This is a genomic window from Stenotrophomonas sp. 10N36, assembly GCF_056395005.1.
Genome location: NZ_JBFTIS010000007.1, coordinates 213,945 through 229,160, shown reverse-complemented (window position 1 = coordinate 229,160; position 15,216 = coordinate 213,945). Strand labels below are relative to the sequence as shown.

Below are 15,216 nucleotides of genomic sequence, written 5' to 3'. Positions count from 1 at the left end.
CCCCATGCCCTTTCCGGCGAATGTCCTCCGGCGTCGGCCTGCGGCCGCCACCTCCCCCTTTATTTCGCCTCCAAGGGCATGGGGACCCAGCGCCCGACCCGCCGACGGCGCTAGAAAAGCCTAGCTTCCCCTACTCACCGCAAGCCGAGCCCCGTAGCGGCCGGTAGGCTCCTGGGCAAAATAAAGGAGGAGGCCGCCAGGCCGGGGGACATTTGCGCCAGGGGCCTACCGGTTGCTACGGGGCCCTCACGCTCGCGACCGGTCCGATCGGAGACGCCAGCCGATCCCAACCGCGCCTGCACACCCGGCCACCCGCGTAGCGTCGTGCTGACTCTGCGACGGCCCTCGCAGCAAGACGCTCCCCTTGGATGGAAGAAGAACTCTCTTTTTTAGGGTCCAGGGCGCATCGTGCCGAGCGGGGGTTACTCCGTGATCGGCCCGGCCACTTCCTGCCCGGCCTGCCAGACCGCGCCGATGCGCTGGGTGTTAGCGATGTCGGTGAGTGGGTCGGCGTCCAGCACCAGCAGGTCGGCGCGCTTGCCGGCGGCGATCCGGCCACGGTCGGCCAGGCCCAGCAGGTCGGCCGCCTGTGACGTGGCCACCTGCAGTGCCTGCGCCGGGCTCAGCCCGGCCTGCACCAGCAGCTGCAGCTCGCGGTGCTCGGCAACGCCGATCACCCGGTGCGGCATCGCACCGGCGTCGGTGCCGAAACCCAGCTTGACCCCGGCCGCATGCAGGCGGCGCACGTTGTCCAGGTTGGTCGCCACCGCCGCGCGTGCGGCCGGATTGCCGCTGCCGGCCAGTTGCGCGCGCTGCCATTCCGGCTGCGACCAGCGCGCCAGCACGTCGCGGTGCAGGGCCTGGCGCAGGAACGGCTGCTGCAGCGCCTGCGGGTGTTCGGCATACCAGTAGTTGGCCTCGTCGATGGCCACCGTCGGGATGTACCACGTGCCCTGGTCGCGCATTTTCCTGGCCAGCATCGGATCGACCGCACGGTCGCGGATGCCGTGCGCAAGGATGTCGACCCGCGCATCGACCAGGTCGCGGGCCTGGTCAAGGTCGTGGATGTGTGCGGCCACGGTGAGCCCGCGTGCATGCGCTTCGGCGATGGCGGCGCGGTACACCTCCGGGGTCATCATCGGGCGCTTGCCGCCCAGGTCGTCCACCCACAATTTGATCAGGTCCACGCCGTCGGCATGCTGGGTGGCGACCGCCGCGCGCGCCTGTTCGGCGGTACGCGGACGCGCCACCGGATCGTGGCGCAGACCCATGCTGTCAGTCGGCGGTGCGCCATCGGGCGCGCCGATCCCGCCGCCGGCGCCGTACAGCTGCGCGCCCAGGCGGGGATCGGCGTTGACCTCGGTGCGGAGGGCGAAGAAGTCGGCACCATTCATGCCCAGCGCGGTGACGGTGGTGATGCCATAGCGCTGGAACTGGCGCAGGTCGCGCACCACGTTGTCGCGCGTGTAGAAGCGGTCGCCGTGCTTCAGCCCCTGCGTGTTGCCGACATGCGCGTGGTCGCTGACCAGTGCGGGCAGCAGCGTCTTGCCGGTGTAATCGACCCGGCGCGCACCGGTGGCGGCGGCGGGCAGGGGCGTGCCGATGTGCACGATGCGGGCGCCGTCGATCAGCACGGGGGTGATGCCACGGTCGCGCTGGCCATCGAAGACGCGCGCGTTCTCGAACAGGATCGGCTCGGCGGCGGCAGGCAGGGCGACGGCGGCGAGCAGCAGTGCCCACAGGCGGGTCGGTCGCATCGGCGGCTCCAGTCTTGGGGGAGGGGTGAGCCTACCTTATCGGCGTGGGCGGGTTGGCGGGCGCGGGTTGCCGGCCAGCGGCCGGCACTACCGTCATCTGCGGGGGCTGGGGCGCGGGCGGGCGCGGAGCAGGGGCAGGCTGATGGCGAAGAAGCACAGCAGGGCGCCGGCGAGTGCGAAGCCGCTGCCCGCCAGGAAGGCGGTGCGGCCCTGGTCGATGCCCCACAGCTGGCCGGCGATCAGGGCGCCGAGCACGCCGCCCACGCCGGAAGAGAAGCCATACAGCAGGCCCTGGCCGTGGCCGTTGAGGCGGCCGGGGAAATAGGTGGCCAGCATCTGCATCGCGGCCGCGAAGAACGCGGCAAACCCCAGGGCATGTGCGGTCTGTGCCATCAGCATCACCGGCAGGTTCTCCGGGAACAGCGCGGTGATCGCCCAGCGCACGGTGGAACTGAGCAGGGCGATCAGCAGCATCCAGCTGGCGTCATAGCGGCGGAAGAAGCGGCCGATGGTGAAGAACACGCCCACTTCGAATACCACCCCGACGGTCCACAGCAGCCCCAGCGTGGAGGTGGCATAGCCGTGATGGTCCATGTAGACCGAGAAGAACGTGTAGTACGGACCAAACGACAGCTGTTCCATGAACGCGGCCAGGAAGAAGGCCAGCACCTGCGGCTTGCGCACGATCTGCCAGAAGCCGGTGGCGTCGCCGTCGCTGCGCTGCAGGTTGCGCGCGTAGTGGTTGGCAAACCCCGAGGCGGTCAGCAGGCCGAACAGCGGCAGCATCAGCCACGGCAGCAGGTGCGCGTTGCCGGCGCCGCCGTGGCCTTCGATGATCCAGCCAAACAGCATCACCACCGCGATGAAACCCAGCGAGCCCCACACGCGGATCAACCCGTAGCGATGGCTGTCGCTGCCCAGGTGGGTCAACGTGATCGATTCGAATTGCGGCATCACCGCGTTGTAGAAGAAGCAGAACGCGACCATCGCCGGGTACAGCCACGGGTGCGGCAGCGGCAGCAGGAACGCGCAGAAGGTGAGCAGGGTCAGCACGCAGCCCAAGCGTAGCCAGAAGATCGGGCGCGGCGAGGCGGCGGCGAGCGAGGTCCACGTGGTGGGCGCGACGATGCGGGTGGCGTACCAGATGCCCATCATCACGCTGATCGCGGTGACGCTCATCCCGCGAGAGGTCAGGAACAACGACCAGTACGGGGTGAATGCGCCGAGCGCGGCGTAGTAGACCAGGTAGAACGAAGAGAGGCGGACGACCGGCACGGCGTCGCGGGTGGGGGCGGTCATGCGGGATCTCGGTGGGCGCGCACCCATCAACGGTGGGTACCAACCGGTGCATTATGCCGGTGTCACCCGACCGTTGGTCGGGTGAACGACCACCGACCCACCACGACGCGGTAGCACCCGACCGTTGGTCGGGTGACACCCTCACTCCGGATCGTAATCCAGGTTCGACGCCAGCCAGCGCTCGGCCTGCACGCGGTCCACACCCTTGCGCTTGGCGTAGTCGCTCACCTGCTCGCGCGACACCCGCCCCACCACGAAATACTGGCTCTGCGGATGGCTGAAGTAATAGCCGGATACGGCCGCGGTCGGCAGCATCGCAAAGCTCTCGGTGAGCTGCATGTCGGCGTTGCGCTCGGCGTCCAGCAGCCGGAACAGCGTGGCCTTCTCGCTGTGCTCCGGGCAGGCCGGGTAGCCCGGGGCCGGGCGGATGCCGCTGTACTTCTCGGCGATCAACGCCTCGTTGTCCAGCTGTTCGTCGGGCTGGTAGCCCCAGTAGTCGGTGCGCACGTGCTGGTGCAAACGCTCGGCCAGCGCTTCGGCGAAGCGGTCGGCCAGCGCCTTGAGCAGGATGGCGTTGTAGTCGTCGTGGTCAGCCTCGAAGCGGGCCACGTGCGCGTCGATGCCGATCCCGGCGGTCACCGCGAACGCGCCGATCCAGTCCTGCTTGCCGCTGTCGGCCGGGGCGATGAAATCGGCCAGGCAGAAATCCGGCCGCTCCACCGGCTTGTCGACCTGCTGGCGCAGGAAGTGCAGCACCGCCGGGCCGTCATCGGTGCGCAGGTGCACGTCATCGCCAACGCTGTTGGCCGGCCACAGCCCGAACACCGCCTTGGCGGTCAGCCATTTTTCGCTGACGATGCGGTCAAGCATCGCGCGCGCGTCGCGGTACAGCTCGGTGGCCTGCGTGCCCACGATCTCGTCGGTGAGGATGGCCGGGTACTTGCCGGCCAGTTCCCAGGCCTGGAAGAACGGCGTCCAGTCGATCACCCCGACCAGGTCGGCCAGGGGGTAGTCGTGCAGCACGTGCAGGCCCGGCTTGCGCGGCGTGGGCGGCGTGTAGGCGGCCCAGTCGCCGCTGAAGCGCTGCGCACGCGCCTTGGCCAGCGTTACCAAACGCTTGGCGTCGCCGCGGTTGCGGTGGCGCTGGCGGATGTCGGCGTAGTCGGCCTCGTTGGCGGCCACGAAGGCCTCGCGCAGTTCGCTGGAAATAAGCGACTGGGCCACGCCGACCGCACGCGAGGCGTCCTTCACCCAGACCGTGGGCGCCTTGTAGTGCGGATCGATCTTCAGCGCGGTGTGCGCGCGCGAGGTGGTCGCGCCGCCGATCATCAGCGGCATCGTGAAGCCCTGCCGCTCCATTTCACGGGCGACGTGGCTCATTTCCTCCAGCGACGGCGTGATCAGGCCGGACAGGCCGATGATGTCGGCATTCTCGGCGCGCGCGGCGTCGAGGATCTTCTGCGCCGGCACCATCACGCCCAGGTCGACCACCTCGAAGTTGTTGCAGGCCAGGACCACGCCGACGATGTTCTTGCCGATGTCGTGCACGTCACCCTTGACCGTGGCCATGATGATCTTGCCGTTGCTCTTGGCGGTGTCGCCGCTGCGTGCCTTTTCCGCTTCGATGTAGGGCAGCAGGTAGGCCACCGCCTTCTTCATCACGCGTGCGGATTTGACCACCTGCGGCAGGAACATCTTGCCGGCGCCGAACAGGTCGCCCACGACGTTCATGCCGTCCATCAACGGCCCTTCGATCACGTCCAGCGGGCGGCTGGAACGGGCGCGGGCTTCTTCGGTATCGGCCTCCACCCAGGCGTCCAGACCGTGCACCAGCGCATGCGCCAGGCGTGCGTCGATTGGCTTCTCGCGCCAGGCCAGGTCTTCGCCCTTGACCTCGCCTTTCTTGCCCTTGTAGCGCTCGGCGATCTCCAGCAGGCGCTCGGTGCCGTCGCGGCGACGGTTGAGGATCACGTCCTCCACGCGTTCGCGCAGCTCCGGGTCCAGCTCGTCGTAGATCGGCATGGCGCCGGCGTTGACGATGCCCATGTCCATGCCGGCGGCGATGGCGTGGTACAGGAACACCGCATGGATCGCCTGGCGCACGCTTTCGTTGCCGCGGAAGGAGAACGACACGTTGGAGACGCCGCCGGAGACATGGCAGTGCGGCAGGGTGCGTTTGATGATGCGGGTGGCTTCGATGAAGTCGACCGCGTAGTTGTCGTGTTCCTCGATGCCGGTGGCGACGGCGAAGATGTTCGGATCGAAGATGATGTCCTGCGGCGGGAAGCCGACCTCGTCCACCAGGATCCGGTAGGCGCGGGTGCAGATCTCCACCTTGCGCGCGCAGGTGTCGGCCTGGCCGTCCTCGTCGAAGGCCATCACCACCGCGGCGGCGCCATAGCGCAGCACCTTGCGCGCGTGCTCGATGAACTGCGCCTCGCCTTCCTTGAGCGAGATCGAATTGACCACGCTCTTGCCCTGCAGGCACTTCAGCCCGGCCTCGATCACGCTCCACTTGGAGGAATCGACCATCACCGGGATCCGCGCGATGTCCGGCTCGGACATGATCAGGTTGAGGTAGCGCGTCATCGCCTTTTCGGAATCGATGAGGCCCTCGTCCATGTTCACATCGAGGATCTGCGCGCCGTTGGCGACCTGCTGGCGCGCCACGTCCACCGCCTCTTCGTAGCGCTCCTCCTTGACCAGCTTGCGGAACTGCGCGCTGCCGGTGACGTTGGTGCGTTCGCCGATGTTGACGAACAGCAGGTCCGGCGTGATCACCAGCGGCTCGAGGCCGGACAGGCGGGTGGGGCGGGGAGTCGTCATGGGCAGGCGGGCACGTGCTGGCGGGGGAGGGTCAACGACAACGGGGGGCGGATGCGCTCACGCGGCATCCTCCAGGGCGGGGCCGGGCAGGGCGCGCGGCGGCAGGTCGGCCACCGCCTCGGCGATGGCCCGGATGTGCGCGGGGGTGGTGCCGCAGCAGCCGCCCACCAGGTTGAGCAGGCCGGCGCTGGCGAACTCGCGCAGGGTGCCGGCCATTTCCTCGGGGGTTTCGTCGTACTCGCCGAACGCGTTGGGCAGGCCGGCGTTGGGATGCGCGCTGACCAGGCAGTCGGCCACGATCGACAGGGTTTCCACATGCGGGCGCATGTCGTCGGCGCCCAGTGCGCAGTTCAGCCCGACCGACAGCGGCCGGCTGTGCGCCACCGAGGCATAGAACGCCTCGGCGGTCTGCCCGGACAGGGTGCGCCCGGATGCGTCGGTGATGGTGCCGGAGATCATGATCGGCAGGCGCGCGCCCCGGTCGTCGAACGCTTCTTCGATGGCGTACAGGGCGGCCTTGGCATTGAGCGTGTCGAAGATGGTTTCCACCATCAGCGTGTCGGCGCCGCCGTCGATCAGCCCGTCGATGGCTTCGCGGTAGGTCTCGCGCAGCGCGTCGAAGCTGGTGTTGCGGAACCCGGGATCATTCACGTCCGGGCTGATCGAAGCGGTGCGGCTGGTGGGGCCCAGCACGCCGATCACGAAGCGCGGCTTGTCCGGGGTGGTCGCCGCGACCGCGTCGCAGCACGCACGGGCGACGGCGGCGCCGGCCTTGTTGAGCTCGTAGACCAGGTGCTCCAGGTGGTAGTCGGCCTGGCTGACCGAGGTGGCATTGAAGGTGTTGGTCTCCACCAGGTCCGCGCCCGCTTCCAGGTAGGCGGTGTGGATGCCGGCGATCACCTCCGGCTTGCTGAGCAGCAGCAGGTCGTTGTTGCCTTTCAGGTCGTGGCCTTCGGGGGCGGCGTGGTCGCAGCCGGCGCCATGCACATGCGCCACGTGGGTGCTGTCGTAGCCATCGACGAAGCGCGCGCCCCGGTAGTCGTCTTCCTGCAGCCCGTGGCGCTGGATCATCGTGCCCATCGCGCCGTCGATGATCAGGATGCGCCGGGCAAGCGCTTCCTGCAGGGCGTGGACGCGATCAGGGTGCAACCAGGGCAGGGACGACATGGCGGGCCTCAGGGTTTGGTGGCGATCAGCGAGATGACTTCGAAATGCGGCGGGCGCTTCTCGCGGGTCACCGTTTCCAGGTTGGAGACCAGCAGCCCGGCCTTCTCGGCGAACTTGCGCAGTTCCTTGTCCGAGAAGCCCAGGTTGACGTGGCCGTACGCATCCACGGCGGCCTTGTGCTCGTGGYGGGCCAGGCTGCACAGCAACAGGCGCCCACCCGAGCGCAGCACGCGCGCGCCTTCGGCCACGGCCTGGGCGGGCTTGGCCGCGTAGGTGAGGGCGTGCATCAGCACCACCAGGTCGAAGCTGCGGTCCTTGAACGGCAGGGCATGCATGTCGCCTTCGCGCACTTCCACGTTGGCCAGGCGGCGCAGGCGCTCGCTGGCGGCGGCGACCACGCGCGCGCTGGTGTCGATGCACACGTAGCGTTTGGCGTGCGGGGCGACCAGCTCGGCCAGCACGCCGTCGCCGGAGGCGATATCCAGCACGTCACCGGTTTCCAGCAGCGGCAGCGCGGTGCGCGCCAGCGCCTCCCAGGTGCGGCCGGGCGAGTAATGGCGCTCCATGTCGCCGGCGACGCTGTCGGCCCAGTTCTGGTCGGCAGCGCGGCTGGCCAGCACCGAGGCCACCCGTTCAGCGTCCTGGCGCAGCAGCGGGTCGTCGCTGCCGGTGCTGAGCGCGTGCCACAATGCACGCTGCGCGGGGTCCAGCGCGGCGTCGTCGAAGCGGTAGTAAGCCGACACGCCGGCCCGGCGGTCGCGCACCAGGCCGGCCTCCTTGAGCCGGGCCAGGTGGGTGGACACGCGTGGCTGGGCCAGCGTGGTGATGGCCGACAGCTCGGCCACGGTCAGTTCTTCCTGCTCCAGCAGTGCCAGCAGGCGTACGCGGGTGGCGTCGGCGAACACTTTCAGCCGGATCGACCAGTCCTCAAGATCCATAAATATCTACCTATCGCGATATAGAGATATTTTCGTCCCTGGGCCGGGTGGGGTCAAGTCAGCCGGTATTGCCTGCCCCCCGGTACAATCGCCGCACCTGGACGCGCGTTGCGCGGCCATAAAACAACCATGTTCCCGGGAGGGTGTTGTGGATTTCAGTTTTACCGAAGAGCAGCTGATGCTGCAGGACGTTGCGCGCCGGATCGCGCAGGAAAAGATCGCCCCGAGCGCCGAACATCACGACCGTACCGGCGAATTCCCGCTGGACAACATCCGCCTGCTGGGTGAAAACGGCCTGATGGGCATCGAAGTGCCGGCCGAATACGGCGGCGCGGGCATGGACCCGATTGCCTACGTGCTGGCGATGGTGGAGGTCGCCGCCGGTGACGCTGCGCATTCGACCATCATGTCGGTCAACAACTCGCTGTTCTGCAACGGCATCCTGACCCACGGCAGCGAAGCGCAGAAGCAGAAGTACGTGCGCGCCATCGCCGAGGGTGAGGCCATCGGCGCGTTCGCGCTGACCGAGCCGCAGTCCGGTTCGGACGCCACGGCCATGCGCTGCCGCGCGGTCAAGCAGGCCGACGGCACGTTCGTGATCAACGGCAAGAAGAGCTGGATCACCTCCGGCCCGGTCGCCAAGTACATCGTGCTGTTTGCAATGACCGACCCGGACCAGGGTGCGCGCGGCATCACTGCCTTCATGATCGATACCGACAACGCCGGTTTCCACCGTGGCAAGACCGAGCCCAAGCTCGGCATCCGTGCCTCGGCTACCTGCGAGATCGAGTTCCAGGATTACGTGGCCAGCGCCGACGACGTGCTGGGCAAGGAAGGCGAGGGCTTCAAGATTGCCATGGGCGTGCTCGACGCCGGCCGCATCGGCATCGCCTCGCAGGCCATCGGTATCGCCCGCGCGGCCTATGAGGCGACCCTGGAGTACGTGAAGGACCGCAAGGCCTTTGGTGCGGCCATCGGTACCTTCCAGATGACCCAGGCCAAGATCGCTGACATGAAGTGCAAGCTGGACGCAGCGCTGCTGCTGACCCTGCGCGCGGCATGGGTGAAGGGCCAGGGCAAGCGTTTCAGCAATGAAGCGGCCATCGCCAAGCTGACCGCATCCGAAGCGGCAATGTGGATCACCCATCAGGCCGTGCAGATCCATGGCGGCATGGGCTACTCCAAGGAAATGCCGCTGGAGCGGTACTTCCGTGATGCCAAGATCACCGAGATCTACGAGGGCACCTCGGAGATCCAGCGGCTGGTGATCGCGCGCAACGAGACCGGGCTGCGCTGAGGGTGCGGGGCCACGACCATCGGTCGTGGCCTGCCGGGTAGGTGCCGACCGTTGGTCGGCACGCGGGTGAGGCAGAATGTGCCCTCGTTTTTTGCCGGACATCCCCATGCTGATTTACCGAGGCGCAGGTTTCCTGACCCTGCTCACCCCCATCGCCACCTTGCTGCTGCTGATGTGGCTGTGGCCCGATCCTGCCGTTGCCAAGGGCAATACCTCACTGACGCAGCTGCTGGTCGGATTCGGCATTGGTGCGGCGATCAATGTGCTGCTGGGTCTGGTGCTCAACCGCGGCCCACGTGCGCCGGGTGAGCGTGCCCGCCATCATTTCTTTTTCGTGCCGATGCAGTGGCCGTCGCTGGTGATCGTGGTCGCCTGCGCGGCGGTGGCGCTGCTGCGCTGAGCGGTAGTGCCGGCCGCTGGCCGGCAACCAGGCGGTGCATGCAGGACAGGGTAGCGCCGGCCGCTGGCCGGCAACCAGGCGGTCCGTGCATGGCACGTATCTGGAGGAGCCGGCCAGCGGCCGGCACTACCGGCTCGAGGCATGCATCCGAACATGCGCCCGCCGATGAAAGGCTGTACCCCCTGGCAATGCACCGCCCACAAAAAAAGCCCCGGCTCGCGCCGGGGCTTCCTCGTTTCAGCGTGACCACCAACGGTGGTCACCTACCGGCGTGGTAGCGTCACCGCGCCGGATCAACGATCCGGGCGGTGCGTCGCGTTGGCTTCGCTCTGGCGCTCGACGAACTCCTTGGACGGTTCGTCCAGCTTGTCGCCCAGCATGCGGCGGACCACGATGAAGAACACGGGGATCATCAGCAGGCCCAGGAAGGTGGCGAACACCATGCCGCCGATCACGCCGGTACCGATGGCGTGGCGGGCATTGGCGCCCGCACCGGTGGAAATGGCCATCGGCACCACGCCGAGGATGAAGGCGAAGGAGGTCATCAGGATCGGACGGAAACGCAGGCGGGAGGCCTCGATGGTGGCCTCGCGCAGGGTCTTGCCGGCCGCACGCTGCTCCACCGCGAACTCCACGATCAGGATGGCGTTCTTGGCCGCCAGACCGATCACGGTGATCAGGCCGATCTTGAAGTACAGATCGTTGGGCAGGCCGCGAGCCAGCGAGAACGCCAGCGCGCCGAGCACGCCCAACGGCACCACCAGCAGCACCGCCACCGGGATCGACCAGCTTTCATACAGCGCGGCCAGGCAGAGGAACACCACCACGATGGACAGCACCAGCAGCAGCGTTGCAGCGTTGCCGGCCAGGATTTCCTGGTAGCTCATGCCCGACCAGTCGTAGCCGAAGCCGGCCGGCAGGTCGTCGCTGACGATCCGCTCCATCGCCTGCATCGCCTCACCCGAGCTGCGCCCCGGTGCCTGCGAACCGACGATGTTGACCGCCGAGTAGCCGTTGTAGCGGCTCAGCGACGGCGGTGCGGACACCCACTCGGACTTCACCACGGTGCTCAGCGGAATCATCGCCGGGGTGCCGTCTGCGTTGGTCTGCAGGCTGCTGGGCGTGTAGAAGCTGTTGAGCGACTCGGCGCCGGTACGGTACGGGCCGTCGGCCTGCATGGTCACGCGCTTGATGCGGCCTTCGTAGAAGAAGTCGTTGACGTACACCGGGGCCAGCATCAGCTGGATGGTGCTGTACACGTCCGACACCGACAGCCCCATCGTCTGGGCCTGCACGCGGTCCACATGCAACTGCAGCTGCGGGGCGTTTTCCAGGCCGTTGGGACGCACGCCGGTGAGCAGGTCGCTCTCCTCGGCGGCCTTGCCCAGCAGCACGTTGCGTGCCTGCGTCAGCTGTTCATAGCCAGCGCCGCCACGGTCCTGCAGCCACATGTCGAAGCCGCCGAACTGGCCCAGGCCCTGCACGGTAGGCAGGTTGACCACGAAGATCTGCGCTTCCTTGATGCCGTAGAAAGCACCGTTCATGTTCTGGATGAACTCGGGCACGGTCACCTTGCGGTCGGCCCACGGCTTGAGCCGGATGAAGCCCATGCCGACGTTTTCACCGGAGCCGACGAAGCTGAAACCGGCCACCTGCAGCATGCCTTCGAAGCCTTCCTGGTCCTTGAGCACGCCACGCATCTGCGCGAAGGCCTGGTTGGTCTGCGACTTGGTCGAGCCCGGGGGCAGCTGCACGATCGCCAGCGCATAGCCCTGGTCTTCCTCGGGCAGGAAGCTGCCCGGCATGCGGGTGAACAGGAAGCCGCACAGCACGGTGAGCACCACGAACAGGATCATCCAGCGCGGCGCATGGCGCACCGCCGAGGTGATGTGGCCCACGTAGGTGCCACTGATCTTGTCGTAGTACTTGTTGAAGGTGCGGTAGACGACGTTGGGCTTGTCGGAGTGGGTCGGCTTGAGGAAGGTCGCGCACAGGGCCGGGGTGAAGCCCAGCGCCAGGAACGCGGAGAACCCCATCGCGATGGCGATGGTCAGCGCGAACTGCTTGTAGATCTCACCGGCCGCACCGCCCTGCAGGGCCGACGGAATGAACACCGCCGCCAGCACCACGGTGATGGCCACCACCGCGCCGGTGATCTGGGTCATGGCCTTCTGGGTGGCGGCCTTGGGCGGCAGCTTCTCCTCGGTCATGATGCGTTCGACGTTCTCGATCACCACGATCGCGTCATCGACCACGATGCCGATCGCCAGCACCATCGCAAACAGGGTCAGCTGGTTGATGGTGAAGCCGATGACGCTCATGCCCAGGAAGGTACCGAGCAGGGCCACCGGGATGACCAGGGTGGGGATCAGGGTGGCGCGGAAGTTCTGCAGGAAGATCAGCATCACCAGGAACACCAGCACGACCGCTTCGATCAGCGTCTTGACCACTTCCTCGATCGAGATCTTGACGAAGGTGGTGCTGTCGTACGGCGAGAACCAGCTGACACCGGCCGGGAAGCTCGGCTTCAGCTCGTCCATCTTCGAGGTGACCGCGTTGGCCACGTTCAGGGCGTTGGCGCCCGGCAGCAGCTGGATCGCGAAGGCACCGGTCGGCTTGCCGTTGTACTGGGTGTCAAAGCCGTAGTTGTTGGCACCGAAGGCAATCCGGGCGATGTCCTTGAGCATCACGCGCGAGCCGTCGGCATTGGCGCGCAGGATGATCTGCTCGAACTGCTCGGGCGAGCTGAAGCGGCCTTCGGCCGAGACCGTGGCGGTGAAGTAGTGGCCCTGTGGGGACGGATCCGAGCCCAGCGAACCGGCCGCGAACTGCACGTTCTGGGCCTTGATCGCCGCCAGTACCTGGCTGGCCGACAGGCCGTAACCCTGCATCTTTTCCGGGTTGAGCCAGATGTTCATGGCGTACTCGGAACCGAACTGCTGGGTGCTGCCGACGCCGGGGATACGCGAGATCTGGTCGAGCACGCGCGAACCGACGATGTCGTTGAGCGCGTCACGGTCGATCGAGGCGCTATCGGACTGCAACGCCACCACCATCAGGAAGCCGGCGTTGGCCTTGGCCACCACCACGCCCTGCTGGGTCACTTCGGTGGGCAGGCGCGGGGTGGCCAGCGACACCTTGTTCTGCACCTGGACCTGGGCGATGTCCGGATCGGTACCGGTCTCGAAGGTCAGGGTGATCGAGGCGCGGCCATTGGAGGCCGACGACGAACTGAAATACAGCAGGTGATCGATACCGGTCAGCTGCTGCTCGATCACCTGGGTGACCGACTTTTCGGTGGTGTCGGCGCTGGCGCCGGGGTAGGTGGCGCTCACCGTCACCTGGGGAGGTGCGATGCTCGGGTAGGACTCCACGCCCAGACCCAGGATCGAGATCACGCCTGAAAGCGAGATCAGGATCGCGACCACCCAGGCGAATACCGGGTGTTCAATGAAAAATTTAGGCATGACGGAGGGTTCCCGTTATTGCTTGTTCGGTTCGGCAGCCGGAGCGGCGTCGGACGTTTTGGCGGCGGCGTCGGCCGGGGCAGCGGCAGCGGCATCGGGCTTGGCGGCGGCGGCCGGTGCGGCACCGGCCGGCGCAGCACCCGCAGGCGCCTTGCCATTGGCAGCAGCAGCGTCCGGGTTCCACGGGGTGGCCTTGGCCGGGGCGCCTTCCTTGACCTTCTGCACGCCGGCCACGATCACCTGGTCGCCAGCTTCGAGACCGCCGCTGACCAGCCAGTTGGTGCCCTGCTGGCCTTCGCTCTTGACGTTCTTGCGCGCCACCTTGCCGTCCTTGCCGACCACCAGCACGTAGCCGCCGGTGGTATCGCGCTGCAGCGCCTGCAACGGCACCAGGTACGCGTTGTTGCGCTCACCCAGGGTGGCCTGGAAGCTGACGAAGGCACCCGGCAGCAGGATCTGCTGCGGGTTGGGCAGCACTGCGCGCAGCGATACCGCACCGGTAGTGGGGTCCACGGTGGTCGAGGAGAAGTCCAGCGTGCCCGGCTGGTCGTAGACCGTGCCGTCGGACAGCTTGACCTGCACGGTGGACTTGCCGTCCCCGCTCAGGGCCAGCTGGCCCTTGGCCTGCGCGGCGCGCATCTGGGTCAGCTCGTCCACGCTCATCGAGAAGTTCACATACAGCGGGTCCAGCTGGTCCACGGTGGTCAGCAGGGTCACATCCCCCTGGCCCACCAGGGCACCTTCGGTGACCTGCTGCTTGCCGGCGCGGCCACTGATCGGCGCGGTCACCTCGGCATAGCCCAGGTTGATCTTCGCGCTGGTCAGGGCGGCCTGGGCCTGCTGCACGGCGGCGGCGGCGGTACGCTCGGTGGCTTCGGCCGCGTCCAGGTCGGACTTGGACACATACTTCTGGGGGGCCAGCGAACGGGCACGGTTGGCCGCGGCCTTGGCGTTGGCGTAGGTCGCCTGGGCCGAGGCCAGTTCGGCCTGCGAGGCGTTCAAGGACGCGCGCAGCGGGGCCGGATCGATCAGGAACAGGACCTGGCCCTGCTTGACGTCGGCGCCTTCCTGGTAAACACGCTTGAGCAGCACGCCGGGCACGCGGGCGCGCACATCGGCGCTGCGGTACGGCGACAGGCGGCCGACCAGCTCACGCTGCAACGGCAGGGTCTGCGGCTTGGCATCGATCACGCCCACTTCCGGCGGCGGGGGCGTCTGCTGCTCTGGCTTCTTGCAAGCGGTCAGTGCAACAGCAACTGCGCAGGTCAGGGCAAGGCTGCGGAGTGGGGCGATCATCAGGAAAAACTCCGGTGTTGGTTTGAATGCGATGCCGCGGCGGTTTCCGGCGTGGCAAACGCGCGCAGGAAGCTGTCAACGGAGAATTCGGCCCAGCGGCGGCGCTCGGCGGCGTCGGCGCGATGGGGGGTATGGAAGCGTTGTTTCTCGAAATCCACGCCGGCGATCATGCTCAATAGCAGTTCGGCCATGAAGTGCGGGTCGTCATGCCTGAGCTGGCCCTGCGCACTGCGCACGGCAAGCCATTCAGCCACGTGAAGAACCAGCGCGCCGGCGCCGTCCCGGTAGAGCGCACGCGCTTCCTGCGGGAACTGGGCGGTATCGGTGGCGATCAGCCGGCGCGCCTGCATCACGTGCGGCTGGTTGCAGTGCTCCAGGTAGTCGGTGGCAAAGCGCAGCAGGCTGCCGCGCAGGTCGCCCTGGTCCAGGCTGTGCAGGCCGGCGGTGGCGCGACTGACGTGGCGCTGCATCACCCGGCGCAGCAGTTCCTGCTTGCTGCCGTAGCGGCTGTAGAGGGTCTGCTTGGAACACCCGGCCTGCTGGGCCACCGCATCCATGCTGATCTGCATGCCCTGGGTGGCGAACAGGTCGCGCACGGCATCGAACACGCGCTGGTCGCGCGCATCCAGGGTGCTGGCGGCGGGGTGGGGGGGATTCACGCGGTGGACTATACCGTCCAGTTCAGAATTGGAGAAGCCTTGTGTTTGCGCGGGATTTGATACCCATCGTCAAGTTGCCACGGAAGTGGCCGATGCTTGGCTGCGTGGAT

At 67.4% G+C, this 15,216-nt stretch carries 10 protein-coding genes; 2 read left to right on the top strand and 8 right to left on the bottom strand.

Annotated features, from left to right (window positions below):
• Positions 1–422 precede the first annotated feature (422 nt).
• The 5 genes from AC1DCJ_RS09675 to AC1DCJ_RS09655 all read right to left on the bottom strand — a co-directional run bounded on the left by AC1DCJ_RS09675 (position 423) and on the right by AC1DCJ_RS09655 (position 7,987).
• Positions 423–1,757 (bottom strand): amidohydrolase family protein, encoded by a 1,335-nt coding sequence (locus AC1DCJ_RS09675; protein WP_478070813.1) that lies wholly within the window; start codon positions 1,755–1,757, stop codon positions 423–425.
• A gap of 93 nt (positions 1,758–1,850) precedes the next feature.
• A complete protein-coding gene (locus AC1DCJ_RS09670; protein ID WP_478070812.1) occupies positions 1,851–3,056 on the bottom strand; it encodes an MFS transporter in 1,206 nt (401 codons plus the stop codon).
• Positions 3,057–3,197: 141 nt separating this feature from the next.
• Positions 3,198–5,882, bottom strand: coding sequence for a methionine synthase (gene metH / locus AC1DCJ_RS09665; RefSeq protein ID WP_478070811.1), 2,685 nt, complete (start codon positions 5,880–5,882; stop codon positions 3,198–3,200).
• 57 nt (positions 5,883–5,939) lie between these two features.
• Positions 5,940–7,049, bottom strand: a complete 1,110-nt coding sequence (locus tag AC1DCJ_RS09660; protein WP_478070810.1) for a homocysteine S-methyltransferase family protein — start codon at positions 7,047–7,049, stop codon at positions 5,940–5,942.
• A gap of 8 nt (positions 7,050–7,057) precedes the next feature.
• Positions 7,058–7,987, bottom strand: a complete 930-nt coding sequence (locus AC1DCJ_RS09655) for an ArsR/SmtB family transcription factor (RefSeq protein WP_478070809.1) — start codon at positions 7,985–7,987, stop codon at positions 7,058–7,060.
• Between the two features lie 148 nt (positions 7,988–8,135).
• Between AC1DCJ_RS09655 and AC1DCJ_RS09650 the strand changes: the two genes are divergently transcribed.
• Both AC1DCJ_RS09650 and AC1DCJ_RS09645 read left to right on the top strand, forming a co-directional pair.
• The gene (locus AC1DCJ_RS09650) at positions 8,136–9,284 is read left to right on the top strand and encodes an acyl-CoA dehydrogenase family protein (protein WP_038687618.1); all 1,149 of its coding nucleotides are present in this window, start codon (positions 8,136–8,138) and stop codon (positions 9,282–9,284) included.
• A 106-nt stretch (positions 9,285–9,390) separates the two neighbouring features.
• On the top strand, positions 9,391–9,684 hold the full coding sequence (locus AC1DCJ_RS09645; protein ID WP_478070808.1) for a hypothetical protein: 294 nt from the start codon (positions 9,391–9,393) through the stop codon (positions 9,682–9,684).
• A 293-nt stretch (positions 9,685–9,977) separates the two neighbouring features.
• Here AC1DCJ_RS09645 and AC1DCJ_RS09640 read toward each other — a convergent pair whose 3' ends face one another.
• From AC1DCJ_RS09640 to AC1DCJ_RS09630, 3 genes are read right to left on the bottom strand one after another with little or no spacing between them, the layout of a single operon-like run.
• A complete protein-coding gene (locus AC1DCJ_RS09640; RefSeq protein ID WP_137189849.1) occupies positions 9,978–13,151 on the bottom strand; it encodes a multidrug efflux RND transporter permease subunit in 3,174 nt (1,057 codons plus the stop codon).
• 15 nt (positions 13,152–13,166) lie between these two features.
• Positions 13,167–14,447: an efflux RND transporter periplasmic adaptor subunit gene (locus AC1DCJ_RS09635; RefSeq protein WP_478070807.1), complete on the bottom strand. Its 1,281-nt coding sequence runs from the start codon at positions 14,445–14,447 to the stop codon at positions 13,167–13,169.
• Positions 14,447–15,106, bottom strand: a complete 660-nt coding sequence (locus AC1DCJ_RS09630) for a TetR/AcrR family transcriptional regulator (RefSeq protein ID WP_313247068.1) — start codon at positions 15,104–15,106, stop codon at positions 14,447–14,449. The genes AC1DCJ_RS09635 and AC1DCJ_RS09630 overlap by 1 nt, the downstream gene beginning before the upstream one ends.
• Positions 15,107–15,216: the final 110 nt, after the last annotated feature.

Bases quoted from the DNA above. Each gene is read 5' to 3' on its own strand.
- AC1DCJ_RS09675 (WP_478070813.1), bottom strand. From the start codon at position 1,757: ATGCGACCGACCCGCCTGTGGGCACTGCTGCTCGCCGCCGTCGCCCTG.
- AC1DCJ_RS09670 (WP_478070812.1), bottom strand. From the start codon at position 3,056: ATGACCGCCCCCACCCGCGACGCCGTGCCGGTCGTCCGCCTCTCTTCG.
- metH (WP_478070811.1), bottom strand. From the start codon at position 5,882: ATGACGACTCCCCGCCCCACCCGCCTGTCCGGCCTCGAGCCGCTGGTG.
- AC1DCJ_RS09660 (WP_478070810.1), bottom strand. From the start codon at position 7,049: ATGTCGTCCCTGCCCTGGTTGCACCCTGATCGCGTCCACGCCCTGCAG.
- AC1DCJ_RS09645 (WP_478070808.1), top strand. From the start codon at position 9,391: ATGCTGATTTACCGAGGCGCAGGTTTCCTGACCCTGCTCACCCCCATC.
- AC1DCJ_RS09640 (WP_137189849.1), bottom strand. From the start codon at position 13,151: ATGCCTAAATTTTTCATTGAACACCCGGTATTCGCCTGGGTGGTCGCG.
- AC1DCJ_RS09635 (WP_478070807.1), bottom strand. From the start codon at position 14,447: ATGATCGCCCCACTCCGCAGCCTTGCCCTGACCTGCGCAGTTGCTGTT.